20 protein-coding genes are annotated in these 23,737 nt (G+C 63.2%); 11 read left to right on the forward strand and 9 right to left on the reverse strand.

Annotated elements, in window-relative coordinates:
• Nucleotide 1: 1 nt before the first annotated feature.
• Nucleotides 2-1,153, reverse strand: coding sequence for a hypothetical protein (locus tag HMPREF1155_RS04715; protein WP_009077797.1), 1,152 nt, complete (start codon nt 1,151-1,153; stop codon nt 2-4).
• A gap of 314 nt (nt 1,154-1,467) precedes the next feature.
• Here HMPREF1155_RS04715 and HMPREF1155_RS04720 point away from each other — a divergent pair, with 314 nt between their 5' ends.
• The 3 genes from HMPREF1155_RS04720 (at nt 1,468) to HMPREF1155_RS04730 (ending at nt 3,570) form a co-directional block, all read left to right on the forward strand.
• Complete coding sequence (locus tag HMPREF1155_RS04720; RefSeq protein WP_039993382.1) at nt 1,468-2,007, forward strand: glutathione peroxidase; 540 nt, start codon at nt 1,468-1,470, stop codon at nt 2,005-2,007.
• A gap of 109 nt (nt 2,008-2,116) precedes the next feature.
• Entirely contained in the window at nt 2,117-2,578 is a 462-nt protein-coding gene (locus HMPREF1155_RS04725) for a MarR family winged helix-turn-helix transcriptional regulator (RefSeq protein ID WP_006363273.1), read from the forward strand.
• 104 nt (nt 2,579-2,682) lie between these two features.
• Nucleotides 2,683-3,570: a proline iminopeptidase-family hydrolase gene (locus tag HMPREF1155_RS04730; RefSeq protein ID WP_009078071.1), complete on the forward strand. Its 888-nt coding sequence runs from the start codon at nt 2,683-2,685 to the stop codon at nt 3,568-3,570.
• Nucleotides 3,571-3,681: 111 nt separating this feature from the next.
• Here the strand turns inward: HMPREF1155_RS04730 and HMPREF1155_RS04735 are convergent, their stop codons facing one another.
• Nucleotides 3,682-5,163 (reverse strand): DUF1846 domain-containing protein, encoded by a 1,482-nt coding sequence (locus tag HMPREF1155_RS04735; protein ID WP_006363271.1) that lies wholly within the window; start codon nt 5,161-5,163, stop codon nt 3,682-3,684.
• Nucleotides 5,164-5,528: 365 nt separating this feature from the next.
• On the opposite strand from HMPREF1155_RS04735, the gene HMPREF1155_RS04740 reads away from it, so the two are divergent.
• The 3 genes from HMPREF1155_RS04740 (at nt 5,529) to HMPREF1155_RS04750 (ending at nt 8,792) form a co-directional block, all read left to right on the forward strand.
• Complete coding sequence (locus tag HMPREF1155_RS04740; RefSeq protein WP_009077738.1) at nt 5,529-6,503, forward strand: zinc ribbon domain-containing protein; 975 nt, start codon at nt 5,529-5,531, stop codon at nt 6,501-6,503.
• A 151-nt stretch (nt 6,504-6,654) separates the two neighbouring features.
• The gene (locus HMPREF1155_RS04745; RefSeq protein WP_009077907.1) at nt 6,655-7,248 is read left to right on the forward strand and encodes a cysteine hydrolase family protein; all 594 of its coding nucleotides are present in this window, start codon (nt 6,655-6,657) and stop codon (nt 7,246-7,248) included.
• 197 nt (nt 7,249-7,445) lie between these two features.
• Entirely contained in the window at nt 7,446-8,792 is a 1,347-nt protein-coding gene (locus HMPREF1155_RS04750) for an aminopeptidase C (RefSeq protein WP_039993402.1), read from the forward strand.
• A 158-nt stretch (nt 8,793-8,950) separates the two neighbouring features.
• Here HMPREF1155_RS04750 and HMPREF1155_RS04755 read toward each other — a convergent pair whose 3' ends face one another.
• From HMPREF1155_RS04755 to HMPREF1155_RS04770, 4 genes are read right to left on the reverse strand one after another with little or no spacing between them, the layout of a single operon-like run.
• Nucleotides 8,951-10,240, reverse strand: coding sequence for an aspartate aminotransferase family protein (locus HMPREF1155_RS04755; RefSeq protein ID WP_009077821.1), 1,290 nt, complete (start codon nt 10,238-10,240; stop codon nt 8,951-8,953).
• Between the two features lie 9 nt (nt 10,241-10,249).
• The gene (gene argB, locus HMPREF1155_RS04760) at nt 10,250-11,218 is read right to left on the reverse strand and encodes an acetylglutamate kinase (RefSeq protein WP_009077843.1); all 969 of its coding nucleotides are present in this window, start codon (nt 11,216-11,218) and stop codon (nt 10,250-10,252) included.
• A gap of 18 nt (nt 11,219-11,236) precedes the next feature.
• Nucleotides 11,237-12,550, reverse strand: a complete 1,314-nt coding sequence (argJ, locus tag HMPREF1155_RS04765; protein ID WP_009077819.1) for a bifunctional glutamate N-acetyltransferase/amino-acid acetyltransferase ArgJ — start codon at nt 12,548-12,550, stop codon at nt 11,237-11,239.
• Nucleotides 12,547-13,686 carry an N-acetyl-gamma-glutamyl-phosphate reductase gene (locus HMPREF1155_RS04770; protein WP_009077912.1) on the reverse strand — a complete coding sequence of 380 codons (1,140 nt, stop codon included), beginning with the start codon at nt 13,684-13,686 and terminating at the stop codon, nt 12,547-12,549. The genes argJ and HMPREF1155_RS04770 overlap by 4 nt, the downstream gene beginning before the upstream one ends.
• Before the next feature lie 601 nt (nt 13,687-14,287).
• Between HMPREF1155_RS04770 and rplM the strand changes: the two genes are divergently transcribed.
• From rplM to HMPREF1155_RS04785, 3 genes are all read left to right on the forward strand, one after another.
• A complete protein-coding gene (gene rplM, locus HMPREF1155_RS04775; protein WP_039993404.1) occupies nt 14,288-14,725 on the forward strand; it encodes a 50S ribosomal protein L13 in 438 nt (145 codons plus the stop codon).
• A 2-nt stretch (nt 14,726-14,727) separates the two neighbouring features.
• Nucleotides 14,728-15,120 (forward strand): 30S ribosomal protein S9, encoded by a 393-nt coding sequence (rpsI, locus tag HMPREF1155_RS04780; protein WP_006363259.1) that lies wholly within the window; start codon nt 14,728-14,730, stop codon nt 15,118-15,120.
• 340 nt (nt 15,121-15,460) lie between these two features.
• A complete protein-coding gene (locus HMPREF1155_RS04785) occupies nt 15,461-18,634 on the forward strand; it encodes an FAD-binding and (Fe-S)-binding domain-containing protein (RefSeq protein ID WP_009077970.1) in 3,174 nt (1,057 codons plus the stop codon).
• Here the strand turns inward: HMPREF1155_RS04785 and HMPREF1155_RS04790 are convergent.
• A complete protein-coding gene (locus HMPREF1155_RS04790) occupies nt 18,591-19,268 on the reverse strand; it encodes a Crp/Fnr family transcriptional regulator (protein ID WP_009078020.1) in 678 nt (225 codons plus the stop codon). The genes HMPREF1155_RS04785 and HMPREF1155_RS04790 overlap by 44 nt on opposite strands.
• 69 nt (nt 19,269-19,337) lie before the next feature.
• Nucleotides 19,338-19,607 (reverse strand): response regulator transcription factor, encoded by a 270-nt coding sequence (locus HMPREF1155_RS04795; protein WP_009077812.1) that lies wholly within the window; start codon nt 19,605-19,607, stop codon nt 19,338-19,340.
• 166 nt (nt 19,608-19,773) lie between these two features.
• On the opposite strand from HMPREF1155_RS04795, the gene HMPREF1155_RS04800 reads away from it, so the two are divergent.
• A complete protein-coding gene (locus tag HMPREF1155_RS04800; protein WP_238319113.1) occupies nt 19,774-21,537 on the forward strand; it encodes an FAD-binding protein in 1,764 nt (587 codons plus the stop codon).
• A gap of 143 nt (nt 21,538-21,680) precedes the next feature.
• On the opposite strand, the gene HMPREF1155_RS04805 is transcribed toward HMPREF1155_RS04800, so the two are convergent.
• Nucleotides 21,681-22,139 carry an S-ribosylhomocysteine lyase gene (locus tag HMPREF1155_RS04805; protein WP_009078040.1) on the reverse strand — a complete coding sequence of 153 codons (459 nt, stop codon included), beginning with the start codon at nt 22,137-22,139 and terminating at the stop codon, nt 21,681-21,683.
• A gap of 241 nt (nt 22,140-22,380) precedes the next feature.
• Here HMPREF1155_RS04805 and glmM point away from each other — a divergent pair, with 241 nt between their 5' ends.
• A complete protein-coding gene (gene glmM, locus HMPREF1155_RS04810) occupies nt 22,381-23,727 on the forward strand; it encodes a phosphoglucosamine mutase (protein ID WP_009077747.1) in 1,347 nt (448 codons plus the stop codon).
• The last annotated feature ends 10 nt before the right edge of the window (nt 23,728-23,737 follow it).

Raw genomic sequence — 23,737 nt, forward strand, 5'->3', positions numbered from 1 at the left:
CTTACGCATTCGCGGGCTTGGAGGGAACGTAGGTCTGCACGTAGCTCGACACTTCGTCGATATCGTCGGGCGACGCCTCGAAGCAGATATAGGTGCATTCGCCCCGGGCATAGTCGATGAAGTACTCGCGATAGGCTTTGTCGTCAGCGGGATCGTCTCCGATATACGAGGACGCGACCATGATGGCGTCACGTCCGCCGACGACCGTCGCGCTCTGCTTGACGCCGGTATACATGCCCTGGGTTTCGTTGTACGACACGACTTGCGCGGCCATATCCTCTTTGCTCGAGTAGAAACCGGACATGCTCACGATGGTCGAGTATTCGACGCCGCCGTACCGAGGGGAGACGTAGGAGGTGTCGGGATCGCAGTAGGCGATGACGCCGCTCGCCGCCTCTTCATCCAGGGTGACGTCTTGGAAGGGCATCCAGGATTCGGGGATGTCGAGGTATCCGACGCCGTCTCCGCCGATCCACTGAAGATCGACGTTGGCGGGGATGGGCGAATGGGAGCCGTATACGCCGCCGTTCAGATCCGCGTCGAGGTCGCTCGTTATCTCATCGAGCGCATCGTCGAGCGCGCCGCTCTGCTCGGCCGAGATGAGGGCCGCCCCGAGCGCGCCGAAGATAAGCGCCATGACGAGCGCGAAAACGGTGACGACAGAGCCGACGACGATGCCGATGATGCCGATGATCTTGGTGGGCTTCGTCTTGGATGTGGCGCGTCCGGCCCTTTCCGCTGCCGAGGCCTTCGCGAGCGCGACGATGTCGCAGATGAGCCCCGGGATGCTGAGGGCGATGAGCGAAAGGATCAAACCGACGATGCTGAGGACGAACAGCCCGGTGCCGGTTTCCTGGGCAGGGCCGGCGCTCGGCGGGGCCGGCTGGCCGTACGGCTGCGGACCGAAACCCTGGCTGCAGGGCTGCTGATTGAAGCCTTGCCCATAGGGCTGCTGGTACGCCTGCGCGTAAGGCGATGCCGGGCCTGCGGCATGGTATCCGGCGGATGCCGGATCGGCGGGGGCCGCCCCATAGGGCTGCTGCGGCTGAGGGGCCGCATAGGCTCCGGCAGGAGGATAGGGAACCGCGTCAGGTGCCGGAGGGACGTTCTGGCCTTGATCGAAAGGCGTTCCCTGGTTCGTTGCGTCTGCCATGGGGCTCTCCTTCAGACGATGCGATGGCGAAGCGGGTTGCGCACGGTGCGGCGATGCCTCGGGCTCGCGCGTGCAGCGCGACCCTGCAGCGCATTCGGCGGCGATCTGCATCCGGACGCCCCGGATGCTCCCGATTATACACAGGTCATGAACGCTCCCGTTTCCGATGCGCCGATGCCCGGCGAAGGGTGGACGACGAGTGCGGGTGCGCGAGAATAATTTCCAAGAACCGCTTGACGCTTTAGAATAATTGCATACAATTGAATCGTTTCAAATTCAAATATCGCTCGGCGCATATGAAAGAAGGAGCCACGATGAGCTGCTACGATCACACGGTCACCGCCCAAGACGGATCAGAGGTCTCCCTGAAGGATTACGAGGGCAAGGTCCTGCTCATCGTGAACACGGCCACGGGCTGCGGCTTCACCCCTCAGTACAAAGATCTCGAGGCCCTCTATGCGAAGTATCGCGACAAAGGGTTCGAAATACTCGATTTCCCCTGCAACCAGTTCGCCAACCAGGCGCCCGAATCCGACGACGAGATCCATCGGTTCTGCACGATGAAATTCGGCACCGAATTCCCGCAGTTCAAGAAAACCGAGGTCAATGGCGAGAACGCCAATCCGCTCTTTGTCGCCCTCGCCGCCGAGAAGCCGTTCGAGGGATTCAACGGCCTGAAGGCGGTCGTGATGAACAGGGTCTCCAAGTCGGTCGACAAGGAATTCGGCGACAAGGCCTACATCAAGTGGAATTTCACGAAGTTCCTGATCAACCGCAAAGGAGAGGTTGTCGCTCGCTTCGAGCCCACCGCCAAGATGGACGACGTCGCATCCGCCGTCGCCGCGATTCTCTAACCCGTTTTCCGCATCCCGGCGCCGGGACCATATGCGAAGCGGATCCGAACGGCCTCGGCCGGGAAGGCTCGCCTTCCGCGTATGTGGGCACCTACGAGAAAGGCCCGTCATGACCTGCGATTCCAAAACCGATCGTCGTTTCGACCCCCTGCTTTTGAGCAATCAGCTGTGCTTTCCCCTGTACGCCGCCTCGAAAGAGGTCGTGCGCCGCTACACGCCCATGCTCAAGGACCTCGACCTGACGTATACCCAGTACATCGCCATGATGGTGATGTGGGAAGAGGAAACGATCACGGTGAAGGAGCTCGGCGAGCGGCTCTTCCTCGATTCGGGCACGTTGACGCCGCTGCTCAAGAAGATGGAGGCCAAGGGCCTGATAGAGCGCGAACGTTCCGATAAGGACGAGCGCAAGGTGGTCGTGACCATCACGCAGGAAGGCCGGGATCTGCGCGCCACGGCCATGAACGTGCCGCCCGAGATGGGCCGATGCGTCGGTTTGGATACCGAAGACGCCGTTCAGCTGCATAAACTGCTCGAGAAGGTCATCGAAAACGTGCGTGCATCCGAGTAGGCTGTACGGCGCCGTATAATCAAGGGCGATTCTCATCAGCCGCGGACGAGGCGGTTTCGGGGGAATTCCCGGCACCGCGCGGCCGCATGTCGAAGGAGCGCGCCATGGCGGAAATGCGCAGCGGTTACGTCGATTATCGGGGCTTCAAGACGTACTACGAGATCTACGGCGAATGCCGGCCGGGGAAGAAGCCTCTGCTCATCCTCCACGGAGGTCCGGGCGATACGCATCTCTATCTGCTGAACTACCGCGACATGGCCGACCTCTACGGCCGTCAGATCATCTTCTACGACCAGATCGGGTGCGGCAAGTCGAACATCCCGCACCAAGACGACGACTTCTACGGCTACGATCTGTGGATCGACGAGTTCTATACGATGCGCGATGCGCTCGGGCTCGACGATTTCCACCTGTTCGGCAATTCCTGGGGCGGCATGCTCGCGATGATGTGCGCCTGCAAGGACGATGCAGGAATTCGCTCCATGGTCATCAATGGGTCGCCGGTCAATATCGCAACCTGGCTTTCCGAAGCGAATCGCCTGATCGAATATATGCCGAAGGACATGCAGGAAGCCATTGCCGAAGCCGAGCGCACGGGCGATTACGACACGCCTGCCGCGAAGGCCGCGTACATGGAGTACTACCGACGCCATGTCGTCGGCGTCGAACCCTGGCCCGATTACGTCCAAGAGGCATTCAGCGAAGAGAACGTCGGCGAATGCTACATGGTCATGCAGGGCGCGAGCGAATTCGTCGTCACCGGCAAGATGCGCGATTTCGATATCCGCGAAGACGTCAAGAACATCAAGGTGCCGACCATGATGCTGTCCGGCACCAACGACGAGGCGTCGCCGTTGGTCGTCAAGGAAGGCTACGACCTCATTCCGAACTGCGAATGGACGCTCATCCAGGGCGCGGCGCATGTCGGCAACGCGACGCACGGCAAGGAATACATGGCCGCCGTCGAGGAGTTCATCAGCCGTCACGAATAAGGCGCACAAGGCGCGCCTTATGCGCGAAGGCTTCGCGCCTGATCCGCGCAATGACGCAGGAGGCCTCCGGACGATTCCGGAGGCCTCCCGGGTATCGCGCGCCTTTCGGCTCTAATCCAAGTCGGAGCGCTTGGTCTCGTAGCGAGGCTCGCAGCAGACGTTGATGCCGAGCGAGCGGTAGAGGCGTTCGTCCTCGTCGGTGATGATGGACGAGAAGTATGCGTCGCACCCGCGCAGGCCCTCCGCCGCTTCGATGCAGGTGGCGGCCAGGGGATTGGTGAGCGAGCTCACCGAAAGCGCGATGAGGGTCTCGTTCGGGTGCAGATGCGGGTTCTTGTGGCCGAGGCGCTCGGTGCGCAGGTAGCAGATGGGCTTGAGTGCGTCGTTGCTGATCACGTAGATGTCATCGGCGATGTCCGCCTGCGCTTTCAGGGCATTGAGCAGCACCGACGACGGCGCGTTGAGCAGCGCGGAGGTCTTGCCGGTCACGACGCGCCCGTCGGGCAGCTCGATGGCGCCCGCCTGCCCGCTGCTCGTCTCCGCCTTGAGCAGGGCGGCGCTGTGGGCGGGGGAGAGGTTCGTGTCGATGCCGGCCTTGCGCATGAGGAAGTCGAGCTTCGCAGTCTCCTCTTCGCCCGATCCGGTGCGGCGCATGGCCGCCGCGGCCTTGAAGTAGCGGCGCACGATCTCCTTCTCAGAGGCGGAGCGCACGGCATCGTCGTCGATGATGGCCGAGGCGATCGTGTTCACGCCCATGTCGGTGGGCGATTTGTACGGGCAGGTGCCCATGATCTTCTCCATGACGGCCTTGAGCACGGGGAAGACCTCGATGTCGCGATTGTAGTTGACCGCCGAGACCCCGTAGGATTCCAGATGGAAGGGGTCGATCGCGTTGACGTCGCCCAGATCGACCGTCGCAGCCTCGTAGGCGATGTTCACGGGATGGTCGAGCGAGAGGTTCCAGACGGGGAAGGTCTCGAACTTGGCGTATCCCGCCTTCACGCCGCGACGATACTCGTGGTAGAGCTGGGAGAGGCAGGTCGCCATCTTGCCGCTGCCGGGACCGGGGGCGGTGACGACGACCAGCGGGCGCTGGGTCTCGATGTAGTCGTTCGTGCCGTATCCCTCGTCGCTCACGATATGGTCGATGGCGTGCGGGTAGCCGGCGATGGGTCCGTGCACGTAGCACTTGATGCCGAGCGTCGAAAGGCGTGCGCGGAACGCGGCGGCGTTCGGCTGGCCGGTATAGCGCGTGATGCAGACGCTGCCCACGAAAAAGCCCATGTCGCGGAAGATGTCCACGAGACGGAGCAGGTCTTCGTCGTAGGTGATGCCCAGATCGCCGCGCACCTTGTCGCGCTCGATGTCGTTCGCATTGATGGCGAGGATGATTTCCACGTCGTCGACGAGCGCCTTGAGCATGCGCAGCTTGCTGTCGGGCTCGAAGCCGGGCAGCACGCGTGAGGCATGGTAGTCGTCGAAAAGCTTGCCGCCGAATTCAAGGTAGAGCTTGCCGCCGAATTCCCCGATGCGTTCGCGGATGCGCTTCGCTTGGATATCGATATAGCGGTCGTTGTCGAATCCGATCTGCATGGCGTGCGTTCCCCTTTCCGGGCGCCATCCGGCGCCGAGGCTTCTTCCCGAGGGGCGGCGGCCCCGAAGGCTTTTCGGTCGCGTCTCGCGGTGCGGCCCGGCGCCGGGGGCGCGAGCGCGACATGCCGATTATAGAGGGGCGGGGCTGCCCGGTCGAACGAATCGTCGGAATGCCGAAAGATTTCGCCTGATGTGCGGGACGACAGAGGGCGCCGACGTGCAGATAGGAAATTCACCAGGCATTATGCGTATGTCGACGTTATGTGGCGCATGGGGCGCGCCCGCCGTGGGTCGGCCGTGGCCGTCAGGCGCGTATGCTATATTCGGCACAGGACGAGAACGTTCGGCAGAAGGGCTGATGCGCGATGAAATGTCCCGAATGCGGGGTCGAGGCGGAAGAGGGGGCTCGAGGCTGCTACAACTGCGGCCATACGTTCGAGCGTCCCGCCCATGCGCGGCAGACCATGCTCTCGCGCATGCTTCCTGCCGACCATCGCCGCCGCCGCGCGGTTCTCATCGCGGCCTCTGCGGTCGTGCTGATGCTGGCCGTGGCGTTCATGGTGCTGGGGGCTCGCCACGATGCGGGCGAAGGCGATCCCGGTCCGTCCGGCACGGACTCGGCGCTCTCGGGGTTGCCGGCGCCGGCGGATTCCATGTCCAAGCCCGATTCTGCAGAGGAGGGCAGGCCGTCGTCGCCTGACGCGGCTGGCAAACCGCGGAAGACGGACGACGCATCGGCCGGCGTATCCCGCGGCGATGCCGCATCCGCGCCGTCTCCCGAGGATCCTGCCGCCGACATGGACGCATCGGGGCACGTCACGCTTTCCGCCGTCGCCCGCATGACGGGAACGGATTTCGCCGCGCTGCTCGATGCGCAGGGGTATGCGTACGACGATGCGCTTGCAGGGTGGGCGCGCAGCGACGGCGCGAACTTCGGCCTCGTCGTGCCGGCGAACGACCATGGCCGCGGCTTCTCGCCCGCGCCGAAGGGCGCTCTCGCCTCCGGCGTCCCGATGACCGGCTTGAATGCCGCATTCGTGCTGACGAGCCCCGGATACGGGACGGCATCGGATGCGCTTCGGGGGCTGTGTCCGCTCGCGATCGTCGATTCCATCCGTCCCGACGATGATTCCGTCGTCGCCGTCGCAGAGGCGAGCTCGGGTAAGAAATTCCTGGTCACATGCAGGATATCCGATGGAACGGCCTATTGTATGGCGGCCACCGACGAAGGCATCGGAAGCGGGCTGTTCGCACGCGTGCTCGGATGCGATCTCGGGTCTTCGGTCGAAGACGCCTGGCAGGCCGTGAGCGGCCATCCGCTCGGGGGATCGGCCTCGTGACGGCGCCGGCGCGGTGTCGTGCGGGTTGAGGGAAAGGCCCGGACGGCGACCGATCGGCGGCCTTCCGGCGGGTTCGGCCCGGCAGCTCCGGCTTCTCTGCCGGTTCCTGGATTTCCGAATGGTTCGAATAGTTCGATAAGGAGAAAGAGCAATGGCATACGTACCGGTGGCGCAAGAGACGCCATGGCAGCAGTCCGACAAGGTCGACCTGGCTCGTTGCGCCGTGGTCGTGGTGGATATCCTCGGCGGGTGCGAAGGGCCGACGCCCGGCACGGAAGCGGCGGCGGCGAATGCGGTGCGCATCGTGAAGGCGGCGCGCGCGAAGGGCGTTCCTGTCATCTTCTCCGACGATGCGCATGATTCCCGCTTCGATGCGGAGCTCGAGCTCTGGGGCGACCACGGCGTCGCAGGCAGCGAATCCGCCCAGCCGCTCGCGGATTTCGACCTGCAGCCGTCCGACATCGTCGTGCCTAAGCGCCGCTACGACGGATTCTTCCAGACCGATCTCGATCTGACGCTGCGCGAGCTCGGCGTGGACACGCTCATCGTGTTCGGCATGGATACCAACATCTGCGTGCAGCACACGCTTGCAGGCGCGTATTTCCGCACGTACAAGACGATCGTCGCGGGGGATGCCTGCGCGACGTTCCTCATCGGCACGCAGGAGGCGGGGCTCGAGTACTTCACGCGCTGCTATGATAGCCGTGTGGTCTCGACGGAAACGGTGCTCGGCTACCTGGCCTGACGGTTCTTGCGGCCGCTGCGCACGCGCGTCTCCCGATGCCTCGCCGCACGATCGCGCGCCGCGCCGTCGCCGCCGGCAGCGCGGCGTCGGGCGGGCGTCGGCGGTGCGGAATCTTGCGCGCGTGGTATGGTGCAGGGCGTCAAGAGAAGCGCCGGCGCGTCATCGTCGTCGGCGCGCTGCGAGAAAGGAGCCGGCTCATGCCGAATGCCGCTGTTTCATTCGAACTGATCGATCGCGCGAAAGAGGCGTTTCCCGTCGATCGTGCGAATATCGTCGCCAAGAACGCCGTTACGAGCAAAGGCATCCGTGCGGCCGCGCGCGTGCCCGAGGCCGTCGCCCGAAACACCACGACCTTCGACATCGAGGTCAAGCAGGGCGATCGCACCGACCAGCAGCGCTCGGGCCGATGCTGGATGTTCGCATCGCTCAACACGATGCGCGCGCGTGTCATCGGGAAATACGGTCTGAAGACCTTCGAGTTCTCGCAGGCCTACCCGCTGTTCTGGGACAAGCTCGAGAAGAGCAACTGGTTCCTGGAAAACATCATCGATACCGCCGACGAGCCGCGCGACGGCCGCCTGGTGGCCTTCCTGCTGACCGATCCTGTCGGCGACGGCGGGCAGTGGGATATGTTCCGCGCGCTCGTCAAGAAGTACGGCGCGGTGCCCAAAGAGGCCATGCCCGAGACCGCCTGCTCGAAAAACACGCATGAGATGGATGCGTATTTGACGCGCTATCTGAGGAAATGCGCTTCAGTTCTGCGTCGCGGCCACGACGGAGGCGCGGATACGGATGCCCTGCGCGCCCAAAAGGAAGAGATGCTCGCGCATATCCAGGACATGCTGACCATCTGCCTGGGCGAGCCCCCCGCGCGTTTCAGCGTCCGTCTGCGCGACAAAGACGACAAGCTCGTGCTCGCCGGATCGTTCACGCCCCAGGAATTCTTCGCCGAGACCGTCGATATGAACCTCGACGACTACATCTCGGTCATTTCCGCGCCGACGGCGGATAAGCCCTACGGGCGCACCTATACGGTCGATCGTTTGGGCAACGTGGTCGAGGCGGGCGGCGTCCGCTACGTCAATCTGGAGCCCGCCGCGCTGAAGGAAGCCGCCATCAAACAGCTCAAGGACGGGCTTCCGGTGTGGTTCGGATGCGACGTCGACCAGTCGTTCCTGCAGGCCGACGGTATCATGGACCTGACGTCCGTGGATGCGGATAGCCTGTTCGGCTTCGACGTGGATGCCGGCTTCTCGAAGGCCGACCGCCTGGACTTCGGAGAGTCGGTCATGACGCACGCGATGACGATCGAGGGCGTGAACCTGGACGCCGACGGCACGCCGTCGCTGTGGAAGGTCGAGAACAGCTGGGGCAAGGACCACGGCAAGGACGGCTTTGACACATTGGCCGACAGCTGGTTCGACGAATACGTCTACCAGGTGGTCGTCGACAAGAAGTACCTGTCCGACGAGGCCCGGACGGCCTATGAGTCGACCGAGCCCATCGTGCTCGCGCCTTGGGATCCGCTGGGCGCGCTGGCGTAAAGCGTGGAGCTGGGTGCAAAGCCTGAAACCGGCATAACATGCTTAAGGAAGAGATGAGGGGCGGCGGTTCTTGCGAGCCGCCGCCCCTTGCCATGCCTGACCGGTCCATAGGCTGCCATCGCGGCGCACGCGCCTCAACACCTTGGGGCATCGCCTGTTCAAGCACGGTTTTCCAGAAGCCTCGCCAGCCCGTCGATGAGCGCATCGACATTCTCGTGCGTGCAGGTCAAGGGCGGAAGGAAGCGCAGCGTATGCGAATCGGTGCAGTTCAGTACGAGTCCCGGCTCGCCCTTGAGCGCCGCGAGCACGAGCTTCGGGGCATCGATCGCGCCGTCGAATTCGACGGCATTCATGAGCCCCATGCCGCGCACCTCGTTGACGTGGGGAAGCGTTTCCAGCCGCTCACGCAGGTAGGCACCGACCTTTTCGGCGTTCTCGCCCACGTTCTGCGTCCGGATGTAGTCGAGCGTCGCGTTCGCCGCGGCCACGGCCAGGCAGCTTCCGCCGAAGGTCGTTCCGTGGTCGCCCGGGGCGAAGGTGAGCCCCAGATCGCCGCGCGCAGCGACGGCTCCCATGGGCATGCCGCCTCCGATCCCCTTCGCCATGGTGATGATGTCGGGGACCACGCCGAAATTCTGGAACGCGAACGGTAGGCCCGTGCGGTAGATGCCGCATTGCACCTCGTCGCAGATCATGAGCGCGCCTGAAGCCCTCGTGAGCGCACGGACCTCCTGCATGAATGCGGCCGTGCAGGGGTGTACGCCCGATTCTCCCTGGATGGGCTCGAGCATGACGGCGCAGATATCGCCTTCACGCGCGGCGAAAAGCTTTCGCAGCGCGCCGACGTCGTTGAGGAGCGTGTCGATGAATCCTGCGGGCAGCGGCTGGAAGGCTTCCTGCTTGGCGGGCTGCGCCGTGGCCGCGAGGGTCGCGAGCGTGCGTCCGTGGAAGCCGTTGCCGAGCGTGACCACGAGCGGGCCGAGTCCGACCCTCTTCGCATGCAGGCGCGCCAGCTTGATCGCGCATTCGTTGGACTCGGCTCCTGAATTGGAGAAGAAAACGCGCCAATTTCCGGCGGAGGCGCTTTCTGATGACGCTCTGGACTCGGTCATGGAGGATTCCGCGCCATTCATGGAAGCATCGCCTATGGACTTGCAGCCTGCGTTCGCCATGTCGGAAAGCGTGCGCGCGAGCTGTCCGCGCCCTTCGATGTAGTAGTAGTTGCTCACGTGCATGAGCGTGCGCGCCTGGTCGGCTATCGCATCGGCCAGCACGGGATTGCAGTGTCCGATGCTTATGACGCCGATGCCGCCGACGAAGTCCAGGTATGTCTTTCCCTCGTCGTCGGTCAGGGTCATGCCCGATCCGCCGACGAACTCGACCGGCTTGCGGGCGAATGTCGGCATGAGGTAGACGGATTCGAGGGATTGCTGCTCAGAGAGGCTCATGAGAGGCTCCTATTCCTTGGGAAGGTTTTCGATCAGGCGCGTCGCGATGCCGGCGAGCGCGTGGCGCTTCAGTTTCGCGTCGTCCGCGTTGTCCGATCGGGCGATCATCGTGCCGATGCCTTGGTCGGTCAACAGTTCGAGCAGAAGCGCATGGGGGATGGTGCCGTTGATGATATGCGCGCGCGGGATTCCTTCCCCAAGCGCGTGCGTGCAGGCTCGGATCTTCGGGATCATGCCGCTCGCGAGTTTCCCGGAATCGATGAGGCCCTCGACATCTTCCTGCGTCATGCTTGCGATCAAGGAACCCGGATCGGGATAGTTTTCATAGAGGCCGTCCACGTCGGTGAGGAAGATGATCTTATGGGCGTGGATGGCCGCGGCTATCTCTCCAGCTGCAACGTCGGCGTTGATGTTGAACACGCCCTCGTCATGCGGATCGGCCGCCGCAGCGAGACTCGCTATGATGGGAATGTAGTTTCCCTCGATCAGGTCCTCGACATGGCGCGTATCGACCTCGACGATGCGTCCCACGCGGCCGAGTTCGGGCGATATGGGTATGGCTTTCAGCGTTCCGGCATCGTTTCCGCACATGCCGACGGCGATGTTGCCATGCAGATTGAGCTCGTTGACGAGCTGGGAATTCACCTGGCCTTTCAGTACCATCTGCACGATATCCATCGTGGCGTCGTCGGTCACGCGCAGACCGCCTTCGAAGACGGATTCTATGCCGAGAGCGGCGAGCATCCGGTTGATGGCCTTGCCGCCTCCATGCACGATGACCGGATTGACCCCGATGAGCTTCAGCAGCAGGATATCGGTCATGACGCTGGTCATGAGCTCGGCATTCTCCATCGCGGCGCCGCCGTACTTGATGACGATGGTCTTGCCGGTGGCGCTCTTGATCCACGGCAGGCCCTGGATCAGCGTGTGCGCTCGTTCTTCGCCGCCTGCGCGATCGATATCCTTAGCGTATTGCATGGTGCCCCCTTAGATCCGTTAGCTGCGGTACGAACCGTTGATCGTGATGTATTCGTGGCTTAAATCGCAGGTCCAAATCGTGGCCTCTCCATTGCCGAGCGCCAGGTCGACGGAAATGAGGATCTCGTCGTCTCCGAAGAGCCCGAGCATGCGTTCCTCGTCGAAGGGGGCTGGAAGCCCCCGATCGAACACGCGGATGCCTAGGAAGTCGATTGAAATACGCGTTTGGTCCATATGCGCGCCGCTGCGTCCGATCGCGGCAGCGACGCGGCCCCAGTTGGCGTCATGTCCGAAGATAGCCGTCTTGACCAGCTCGGAATTCGCGACGGTACGTGCAGCGGCTTCGGCCTGCCCGTCGTTTTCAGCGCCCTTCACGTGTATGGTGACGAGCTTCGTGGCTCCTTCGCCGTCGGCCGCCATCGCGCGCGCGAGGGTGGTGCAGACGAGCTTGATCGCTGCGGCGGCCTCGGCATAGGCCCGGCTGCCCGGCTCGATCCATTCCGCGCCGGTTCCTTCGACGGCCGCACCGTTCGCGAGCAGCAGGCAGGTGTCGTTGGTGGAGGAATCCCCGTCGACGGTCACGCGGTTGAACGACGTATCGACCGCCGGATGCAGCGCCTGCCGGCAGGCCGTCTGGTCCAGCGGCGCATCGGTCGCGATCACGGCGATCATCGTGGCCATGTTCGGCATGATCATGCCCGACCCTTTCGCCATGCCGCCGACGGTGAACGTCGTGCCGGCGAAGGAGGGGTCTTTGGATTGCCAGCTCACGGCCAATTCCTTCGGATGCGTATCCGTGGTCATGATCGCGCAGGCCGCATCGTGGCCTCCGTCGGGGGATGCGTTACGTCCGGCCTCGTCGACGGCATCGCTCAGCTTGTCCATGCGCAGCTGCTGCCCGATGACTCCGGTCGAGGCGATGAGCACCTCTTCGGGAAGGCAGCCGATGGCCTCGGCGCCCATGCGGGCCATCTCCTCGGCGTTGCCGAGCCCGACGGTGCCGGTCGCGGCGTTGGCGCGACCTGAATTGACGATCACGCCGCGGGCGCTTCCCGCCGCTGCATGCGCGCGGCAGACGGCGACGGGTGCTGCGAAGAATTCGTTGCGCGTGAACATGCCGGCGCAGCGCGCGACCGTTTCGCTCCTGATGAGCGCCAGGTCGAGCCGTTCGGGTTCGTTTTCGCGGAAGCCTCCGGCGACGCCGGCCGCGCTAAATCCCCGCGCGCTCGTCACGCCGCCGCGCGCGAGCGGCTCGAACGCGACGCCCTCTGCTTCGACCTGCGCCTCAAGCATCAGATCGGAGATATCGTAGAAGTCCGTGGTGAAACTCATAGCGCCCTTGCCAATCCGAGCAGTCCTTCGCTCTCGTCGAAGCCGAATACGATGTTGGCGACTTGAACCGCCTGGCCGGCGGCGCCTTTGCCGAGGTTGTCGATGGCGCAGACCGCCGTCGCCCAGCCGTCCTTCCGATCGGGGAACAGCCCGATCCGGGCATCGTTGGTGCCCATGACCGAGGAGCTCCTCGGCGACGCGCCTTCCTTCAGCACGCGGACGAACGGGCTTGAGGCGTAGGCGTCTTCGTAGGCTCGTCTGAATCGCGTCGGGTCGGCATGGGAGCCGAGGCGCAGGTGCACGGTCGCGATCATGCCGCGCGACAGGGGAACGAGATGCGGCGTGAACATGACCCGCGGCGTTTTCGGCGCGGACGCCGAAAGGCCCGGCGCGTCCGCGCGGGAAGGCGGGCATCCCGGACGGTCGTCGCCCGGATCGCGAGGCAGCGCCAGGGAAAGCTCCATCTCCATCTCGGGCTCGTGACGGTGGCGCGGCAGCCCGTAGGCCTCCATGCTTTCGCTCGCCGTGCAGAAGCTTGTGCGCGCGGTCGGTTTCCTGCCGGCGCCCGACACGCCCGACAGGCAGTCGGCGATTACGGGGAAGGCAAGATCGATGAACCCTGCGCGCAAGGCAGGGGCGGCCGCAAGCGCGACGGCGGTGGGGAAGCATCCTGCGCACCCGACGATGACGGGAAATCCCGCGATACGGCGGTCGTGCATCTCATCAAGCGCATCGCGGTTGAGTTCCGGCTGGCCGAACGCCGCCTGTGCGAGCAGATCGGGACAGGTGTGCGCGGTTCGATAGGCGGCTTCGTAGGTTTCAAGCGGCAGGCGGAAGTCCGCAGACAGGTCGATCACGGCGACGCCCGATTCGACGAGGCGGCGCGCATGCTTCATGCCCGCGGTATGGGGGACGGCGAGGAAGGCCGCATCGCATTCGAGGGCCGCAGGGTCATCGTGCGGAGAGAAGGTGTCGGGCACGATGCCTTCAAGCGCGGGGTAGACGTCGGCGACAGGCATGCCTGCGTCGGCGTCTGATGTGATGACGCGCAGGTCGAACGAGGGATGTCGATCGAGAAGCCTTATGAGTTCCGCTCCTGCGTATCCGGCTCCGCCTATGATCGCTGCCGTAGCCATGGCCCTTCTTCCTTCTTTTCAGCGTCGCATCGACGAGAGGCGGTCGGCCTCAAGCCGGGAGTTCTCTCCCCGCGAAAGACCATCGCCTGTCGGTTCTGCGATCGCGCCGCTCGAACGTCTCTTCCAGGGATGCCTTCCATACACATGGATCATATCATTTTTTGATCAAGTGCATAAAAGTTTTATGTTTAAATAATAATAAAAATGAATAAAAATGTAATAATATTCAGTAATAATGCATATATACACACAAATTCGGTATGAATCGAACGGGGAACGGCATATTCGAGCGGTTTTTCAAGGAAGGCGTTCGTCCAGAAACCGAGAAGAGCTTCGTCTCTTTCTCCGCCCATCGATCTTCAAGGCTCATGGATTTCATGTGGGAAAGCATCGCGGCCCGATGCGATTCACGGCGCTTTTCATTGACGCTCGCGCAGCGAATTCATACAATGCTGAAGTTCGCTTTCAAAAGCCCCGTACACGCTGCGTACAGGACGCGATGCAAGAAGGAGTCCAGGCCTTCGACCATCGGCATCGGGGTGGGACCCGGGCGGTTCGGACGCGGCACTTTTGATTATGAACGCACCTATTGGAGGACATAGTGAAGACGTATTACGCAAAGCCGCAAGAGGTTGAGCGCGAGTGGGTCCTTATCGATGCGACCGACCAGGTTCTTGGCCGCGTCGCCACCAAGGCTGCCACCATCCTCAAGGGCAAGAACAAGCCGCAGTACACGCCTCATGTCGACACCGGTGACTTCGTCATCATCATCAACGCCGACAAGATCCGCGTCACCGGCACCAAGGTCACCAGCAAGGAATACTATCGCCATTCCGGCCATCCGGGCGGACTGAAGAAGGAAACCTTCCAGGAGGCTATGGAAAAGCATCCTGAGCGCGTCATCGAGCACGCGGTCAAGGGCATGCTCCCGAAGAACACGCTTGGTCGTGCCATGGGCATGAAGCTGAAGGTGTACGCCGGTGCCGAGCATCCGCATGCTGCTCAGAAGCCCCGCGAGATCAAGATTGAGGAGAACTAATCATGGCAGGTGAAGCAATGTATTACGGCACCGGCCGTCGCAAGAACGCCGTCGCACGCGTTCGTCTGGTTCCCGGTACCGGCAAGATCACGGTCAACGGCCGCGACGCCGCCATGTACTTCGGCCGCGAAGCCCTCGTCAGCTTCGCGTCGACCCCCTTCAAGGTGACCGACACCGTGGGTCATTTCGATGTCATCGCCCGCTGCAACGGCGGCGGGATCTCCGGCCAGGCCGGCGCTCTGCGCCACGGCATCAGCCGCGCCCTCCTGAATGCCGGCGATTATCGTGCCGAGCTCAAGAAGGCCGGTTTCCTCACGCGCGACCCCCGTATGGTCGAGCGCAAGAAGTACGGCCTGAAGAAAGCCCGCAAGCGCCCGCAGTTCAGCAAGCGCTAACGTGCATCGATCGCTGCCCTTGCAGTATCGAGAGCCCTCCTTCGGGAGGGCTCTTTTCGTATGCGGAGAAAACACAGGCAAGAACGATACGGGCTCCGGCTCAAGCTCGAGCCCCGCTTTTTTCGCAGCAACCTTGCCGGAGAAACCGGCGTTCAGCCTCGATGGCGTTGATCTCGGCGATTCGCCCGCCGTCGATTCGGCCTCCATGCCAGTCGCGTGCGCATCGGCTCAGTGACGAAGTCACCGACAGCGTTCCCTTTCCAGGCGCACAGTTGGATGCGTCGGAAAGACCGCGCCACGCGTCGAACCGCGCTGGATGCGCAGGGGAAGGGGGACGGCAATGGGCCGGGTAAGCCAGGATTTCGTACAGCAGCTCGTCGATATCGTAGGGGAAGGACGCGTGAGCGCCGACCCGCGCGAATGCAGGCTCTATTCTCGCGACATAGGTGTGATGCCGTCTCTGATAGGGCCTTTCGTCAATACAGGCACGGCAGGGGCGGTCGTGCGGCCGCGCACCGAAGACGATATCGTCGCGATTCTGCGAAAGGCCGGCGAGCACGCTGTGCCGGTCGTTCCTCGTGCGGCATCCACGAGCGGCTACGGCGGCGTCCAGCCTCGCGAGGGCGCGCTTGTCATGGATGTGTCGGGGCTCGACAGGATCCTGTCCGTCGATGCCGAAACGCTCGAAGTCACCTGCGAGGCAGGCGCGGTCTGGGAAGACATCGCCTATGAGATACGGGCGCAAGGGCTCGACCTCTGCATGTATCCTTCGAGCTTTCCCAGTTCGACCGTTGGGGGATGGCTTGCTCAGGGTGGCAGCGGATTCGGGTCGTACGAATACGGCCTTTTCAAGGAGAACGTCCTGCGCGCCCGCGTCGTCCTGCCGGATGGCAGCGTTCGGGAATGCGCGGATGAAGAGCTGCGCGACGGCATAGCCGACGCCGAGGGCATCACGGGCGTCATCACGCAGGTCACGTTCAAAGCGCGCCTGCTCGAGGAGACCGAGGTGCGCCTCATGTCCTTTCCTTCCATCGGAGCGCTCGACAAGGGCTTGACGCTCATTCGCGAACGGGAGCTGCCGATGTGGTCGGTTTCTTTTCTGAATCCGACATCGGTCAGGCTCAAGCGTGCGTTGCCGAGGCGCCGCTGCCACGAATACGAGAAGGCGGAACAGGAGCGGCTTGCGGCGATCGAGTGCGGCCTGCCAGAATCCTATCTCGTGATGATCGCCTTCCCCTGCTCCCGTGCAGAGGCGATCGATCCTGCGCTTGCGGAGATCGTCGCCGCGTGCGGCGCCGAGCGTCTGGACGATGAGGCTGCGGTGCACGAATGGGCCGATCGGGCCAATACCATGAAGCTCAAGCGCATCGGTCCCTCTATCGTTCCGACCGAGGTCATCGTGCCACGCGAAGGGCTGGCGGCCACGCTTGGCGATATCGAGAGGAACATCCGCCAGCCTTTCGTCATGGAGGGCATGTACACGAAAAGCGGCGACGTGGTCTTGCTGGGCTATATCCCCCACGATGATCGCAGGCTCTCGTTCAACCTCGCCTTCGCGCTCGCGCTTTCCGCCATCAGGATCGCCCGACGGCATGGGGGCAGCGCGTATTCCACCGGCCTGTACTTCCGCAGCCAGGCGACCGCCGTGCTCGGCGCCGAGCGGCTACGTTCGCTCGAACGATTCAAGGAACGCGTCGATCCCCAACGCATCATGAATCCCGGCAAAGTGCTCGCATTGGGCGGGGAGGGCGGTCGCACGCTCGATCGGCTCATGGGAATCGCCTCGGTTCTCGAACCTGCCATACGGCCGATCGCCAATGCGGCGAAGCCCAAGCCCTACGACGCGAGCGCCCTGGGGCCTGAACGGCACGGCATACCGGGAGAGGTCGCCTACACGGCGCATGCGTGCGCCCGATGCGGGTACTGCGTGCGCACGTGCGAGCAGTATGCCGGACGTGGCTGGGAGAGCCAGTCGCCGCGCGGCCGCTATGCGGTTATCGACGACATCTACCGGGGGCGCGATAGCTGGGATCGCAACGCCATCGACGCCGTCATGCGGTGCACGACCTGCGAACGCTGCGATACGCGCTGCCAGCTGCAGCTGCCTATCGAACCTGACAGCATGGTCCTGCGCGGGAAGCTCGTCCATGAGCAGAAGAAGGGAACGTTCCCGCCTTTCGAGATGATGGCCGCCGCGCTCGAGGGCGAGGGCGATATCTGGGCAGGCAAGCGCGATCGCCGCGCCGATTGGGTTCCCGCGGATGTGGCCGCGAAGATCGAACCGCAGGCCGACATCCTGTATTTCGCCGGATGCACGGCGAGCTACGTGGAAAACGACATCGCCGAGGCGACGATCCGCCTGCTCCAGGACGCCGGCTATCGGGTGACGTATCTAGGGACCGATGAGCAGTGCTGCGGCATCCCGATGAAGATGGCCGGCAAATGGGACCTTTTCGAGAAGATGTACCGCGAGAACGTGGCGGCGGCACGCGCGCACGGCGCCACGACGGTGGTCACCTCGTGCCCCGCCTGCGCGCTGGTATGGAAAGATCTCTATCGCGAGGAGGCGGAACGCCTGGGCGAACCCTACGAGATCGAGGCCATGCACTATTCCGAGCTCATCGCGCCTGCAATCCGACGCGGCGATCTCAAGCTTACGGAAAACCCCTTCGACGGCAAGACGGTGACGTTCCACGACTCATGCCACATGGGTCGCGCGCAGGGCATCTACGAACCGCCGCGCGATATGATCAAGGCTATTCCCGGCATCGATTACGTGGAGATGGAACACAACCGCGAACAGGGTATATGCTGCGGCTCGGTCATCACGCTCGTGAGCGACATCGAGACGGGGCCGGTGCTGGGCGGCATGCGCCTCGGCGAAGCGTGCAGCGCCTGCGCGCATACGGTGGTCGCCGCATGCCCCTGCTGCCAGGTGCAGCTGCGAGATTCTGCCGACAAGCTCGGCCTGCCGCTCGAGATCGACGACCTCGCCCGCGTCACCGCCGTCGCTGCCGGTCATGGTATTCCCAAATCGGACGCGTACACAAGCTATATGTGGGGGTATTTCGACAAGTTCATCCGTCTTATGGACCGCAAGGCCATGGCGGAGTTCATGGTGCCGTTGTTCGGGGCCATGGTCGATGCCATGCCGGCGGGCATGGGGCCGATGATGCGCGCCATGGCGCAGCTTCCCGGAGGGCCTGCGCTCATGGCGAAGATGATGCCTGTCCTGTTCCCGAGAATGGCGCCTGCCATCATGGGCAAGGTCATGCCGCAGATGATCGAACTCGTCGAAGCGTTCATGGGCGAGATGCCGCCCGATATGGCCGAACTCATGCCCGAGCTGCTTCCCAAGACGATGGGCTCGCTCATGCCGACCTATATTCCCGAACTGGTTCCCTACCTCGTCCCTCTGTTCATCGAGTATCTGAAGACGGGACATGTCGATCTGACTCGGGATGCCGTCGTCACGACGCGATCGTGTGAAGCCGCTGCCGATCGAGCAGCGTGATGCATCCGCGGGAAAGGTCGACGAGCCCTTCTTGTTGGAAATACTTGAGCATGCGCGAGACGACTTCGCGGGCGCTTCCCATATGGCGTGCGATCTCATCGTGCGTCATATGCAGCGCCTGCGAGCCCGAGCGCGCCGTCTCGTCCAACAGGAATACGGCGAGGCGTTCGTCGAAGCTCATGAAGACGATCTGATGCATGATCCACATCACGTCGCTGAAGCGTTCGGCTGCCTGGCGGTACGTGTACGCCTCGACTTCGCTCGAACGCTCCATCAGCCTCAGGTAGGCCTCCGAATCTATGGCGAGGACGTCGGCATCTTCGACGGCGTCGACGAAGATGTCGAACGTGATCATGCGCAGGATGCATGCGGCGGAAAGCACGCAGGTGTCGGGGCTTGCGACCCGAAAGAGCGTGATTTCCTTGCCGGATTTCGGCGAAAGCATGTACGCGCGCAGAGAACCCGTCTTCACCAGCAGCACGCCGATGCATTCGTCTCCGATGCCGTGGACATGCGCTCCGGCGCTGAAATGCAGCGCATGCGCATGCTCGACGAGCAAGCGGCGATCAAGCTCGTCAAGCGCGTTCCAGACCGGAAGCGATCCGCTCAAGTCGGTCTCGATATCCGAACGCATGGAATCCTCCTTGCGATGTCGTTTTGAACAGCCATGGCATCCATTCGTCGCCATGCGCAGTCGATCGGATCAATGCGTCTGCCTCGCTTCGTTGAGGAATGTCGAGTATCTATCGATAAGCTCCTGCCGGCGGGAAACGTCTGCTTTCTGATAGATATGGCGCACATGGGTCTTCACGGTGCCTTCGGCAAGAACGAGTTCATGGGCGATGCGCGGCATGCTTCGCCCGCGTGCAAGCAAGAGGAAGATCTCGGCCTCCCTCGGGGTCAGACCTATGGTGCGCGCGAATGCGGCGGATAGGCGGTCAGATTGTTCGACGAAACCGATGGATTCTTCCATCAAACGCCTCCGTCCTTCGTATGGGAGGCTCATTCTACCCATTCGAACAGCGTTCATGGAAATATCTACCTTTTCGGTGGATATGCTCAGCGTGCGGCTCGGGCATGATGGCGGCATGGCGGGCGAACGTAAGGGAGTCGCTCGAACTGTCAGAGGGAGGCATGTCATGAATGGACAAGATTCGATGCACGGTCGGGAATCGGTATCCGATCAGGAATCGGTCGGCAGCGATGATGCCGTTCGCGGGTCGGAGCTGAGCCGTAGGAATTTCCTGAGAGCGGCACTCACCACCGGTGCGACAGCCGCCGCGCTCGGCATCGTGGGTTGCGCGAAAGACGCGCCGGCGTCGGGAAGCGGCGCTTCTGCCATGTCGGCTTCTTCAACCGGGGCTGCGGATTCCGCCGGCATGGGAAGCATGCAGACGCTTGATCCGAGCCAGGCGGTATGGCCGGTGGTCGAGGAGATTTCGATCAATGCCGCCGGTGAGGGTAAAGTCGCCTTCGAGTCCGAACCGGTAGACCCCTCGCGGATCGTTGCCACGCATGACGTGGACGTGGTGGTCTGCGGACTCGGTCCCGCCGGGGATGCAGCGGCGCTTGCCTGCGCCGAAGCGGGGCTGAATACCGTCGCCGTGGAGAAGAACCCGTTCGGTAATTACAACTCCGCCACCATCGGCGGCACCGATTCGATGCTGCATAAGCATTGGGGTATGAGCTTCGATAAAGAGGCCTGGCTTTCCGACGCCGTCATCGATTCGGCTTTCCAAGGGGACATAGCGCTCTACAAGCACTTCCTGGACACCAACGGCGAGGCTGTCGATTGGTATGTCGGTCATTTCGACAATCAGAACCTCGACGACTACCCGCTTACGTTCGCTGCGGGGGATTTTCCTGATTTCCGCGACGAATACGACAAGACCGCATTCGGCCGGTCGTGGAATACGTCGTTGAATCTTCCGTATGCTCCTGCCGATCTGGCGAAGATTCTCGCAGGCTTCATCACCGATGCCGGTGCGGAGATTCGGTACGAGACACCGGCGGTGCAGCTGGTGACCGACGATGCGGGCGCCGTGACAGGCGTGATCGTGAAGAGCGGCGAGGCGTACGAACAGTACAACTGCGCGAAGGGCGTGGTGCTTGCGACCGGCGGCTATGAATATAACGAGCAGATGCTGCGCGAGCGCTGCCGTCCGCGCGGCATTCCCGGGCATTGGCTGACGGCAGCCATGGGGAATACGGGAGACGGGCATCGGATGGGGCTTGCCGTAGGCGCCGCCGAGGACGATTTCCCGCAGGCCATCATGCTCGATCCCGAGCAGCTCATGCCGTATCTTCGTGTGAATAAGCTGGGCCGGCGCTTCACGGCCGAGTACGAACCGTACGGCCATTTGGCCATGGCTATCCAAGCGCAGCCCGGAACGTATGACTTCTATATCGTCGACGGCGCCATCGCAGAGAAGATCGACAAGATCTGGACGCCCTCAAGCTCGTGCTACGGTCCTAAGGACGTATGGGTGGGCGCGGCGACTAAGACCGATATGAAGGCCGACACGCTCGAGGAGCTGGCGGATATGATGGGCGTGCCGCGGGACGCGTTCGTGGCTACCATCGACCGCTGGAATGAAATGGCTGCCGCAGGCAAGGACGAGGACTTCAATTTCCCCGGTCATATGATGGCGAGCATAGACACCCCGCCCTTCTATGCGACCAAGGAATATGCCGATGGCCTGTGCACCGCGGGCGGCCTGCTGGTGAACACCGATTGCCAGGTGCTCGATCGCGAGCATCGTCCCATACCGGGTCTGTATGCTGCCGGACTCACATCGGGCGGCATGTTCTACAACACCTACCCGCATAACCTGAACTGTTTGAGCCATACCCGCAACTGCCTGATGGGCTACACCATCGGCCACGTATTGGGCGGGAAATAGAGGAGCGGGGCGAAAAGTAGCGAATCGAGCAAGGGGCGCGCCGTTCGGTCAGGGCATCCGATCGAGCGCGCCTCTTCGTTCTTATCTTGAGGAGCGAGCTTCGCAGATCCTATCCTCATGGCATACGGTTGTGCCGCATGTCGCTAGTACGCCAGCTTCTCGGGGGTCCAACCTTCGAGGACGCGCGCCATCTCGGCGGCTTCCGCCCGGGCTCCGGGCAGATCCTGGTCAAGGTAGTTGCCGCATTCGACTTCGGTCGCTCCGGGAATGGGGCCGTCGTAGTCCGCGATGAAGGCGAGCGCCTCCTGCGTGAGCTCGATGGCGCGTTCGGGCTTCATATCCCGGCACAGCAGGTAGAAGCCGGTACGGCAGCCCATCGGGCCGACGTAGATCACCCGGTCGGAGTCTTCTCCGCTGCGGGCGAACGTCGCGAAGAGGTGCTCGAGCGTGTGAGCGGCGCCCGTCGTGAAATAATCACCCTTGTTCGGACGCTTGAAGCGGATGTCATAGGTGACGACGTCGCCATCGACGCGCGACGTGTACATGCCGCGATCGAGCGTCGTATGGTCGACCTGGAAGCTTGCGATCTTCTTGAGTTCCATGGCGTGCCTCCTGACGGGAATCTATCGTTGAACCGCATGATACGCGCCTGATCCTTCCCTGCGCGCCGCGCGCATGAAATGCGCGGATTCCAAGGGATTCGCCGCGTGCGTGCGGTGATGCTAAAATGGCTGCGCTTATCGGATATTCCGGCCGCTTCCGGCGGCTTCATCGGCAGCCTCTTGCGCAGCGCGTCTCGTCGCCGCGCATTCGAAAGGGGCGTTCGGGGGAAGGAACCCTTTCATGGCACGACTCTTCGGGACGGACGGCGTCCGAGGCGTTGCGAACGCCGAGCTCACCTGCGAGCTCGCGATGCGTCTCGGCCAAGCGGCCGTCAGATTCATGGGATCTCCCATCGTCGTCGGACGCGATACGCGCCTTTCGGGCGACATGCTGCAGGCCGCGCTCGTGGCCGGCATCGCGTCCGCCGGCGGAGACGCCCTGATCGCGGGCATCGTGCCGACGCCCGCCGTCGCCCTGCTCGTGCGCGAGATGCGCGCGGCGGGCGGCATCGTCATCTCCGCATCGCACAATCCGCCCGAATACAACGGCATCAAGTGCTTCGATGCGCAGGGCTTCAAGCTGCCCGATGCCGTCGAGGACGATATCCAGGCGTTCGTCGAGGCCGGAGGCCTCGATGCCCTCGACGGCGACGCGTTGCCCGTCGGCGCGGGCGTGGGCGTCGCGATAGAGCTGGAAGACGCGGCGGAAACCTACATCCGCCATGCGGTGGATTCCGTTGCATCCCAAGGCATCGATTTCTCGGGTCTGCACGTCGCCCTCGACTGCGGCCACGGCGCCTCGTCCCTGACGAGCGCCGAGGCCCTGCGTCGCCTGGGCGCCGAAGTCACGGTCGTGCACGACGATTTCGACGGCATGGATATCAACGTCGGATGCGGCTCCACCTGCCTTGACCCGCTGCGCGAGGTCATGGCGGCCTCGGGCGCCGACGTCGGCATCGCGCACGACGGAGACGCCGATCGCGTGATGCTCCTGTCGAAGGACGGGGTGGAAATCGACGGCGATATCGTCGAAGCCGTCATCGCGCGCGATATGAAGATGCGCGGCTGCCTGCCGCACGACACGGTGGTTTCCACGGTCATGGCGAACCTCGGCTTCGTGCGCGCCATGGAGGATCTGGGTATCGCCGTGAAGCAGACCAAGGTGGGCGACCGGTACGTGCTCGAGGAGATGCTCGCCGGCGGGTTCGCTCTCGGCGGCGAGCAGTCGGGGCATATGATCCTGCTCGACTACAATTCCACGGGCGACGGTCTTATGACCGCCTGCCAGTTTCTCTGCGCCGTGCGCCGCAGCGGTTGCACGGTCGAAGACGCCATCGCGATCATGAAGCGCTTTCCCCAGACGCTCGTCAACGTGCGCGTGCGCGACAAGCACGCGCTCGAAGGCTGCGCTCCCGTGCGCGATGCCGTCGCCGCCGCGGAAGCCCGGATGGGTTCGGATGGCCGCGTGCTCGTGCGCACGAGCGGCACCGAACCCGTCGTGCGCGTCATGGTGGAGGCTTCGCGCGCAGAGATCGCTCGAAGCTGCGCCGAATCCATCGCCGCCGTCGTCGAGCGCGAGCTCGCGTAACTCCAGAAAC

The organism is Slackia sp. CM382, from assembly GCF_000293015.1.
Taxonomy (GTDB): Bacteria; Actinomycetota; Coriobacteriia; order Coriobacteriales; family Eggerthellaceae; genus Slackia; species Slackia exigua.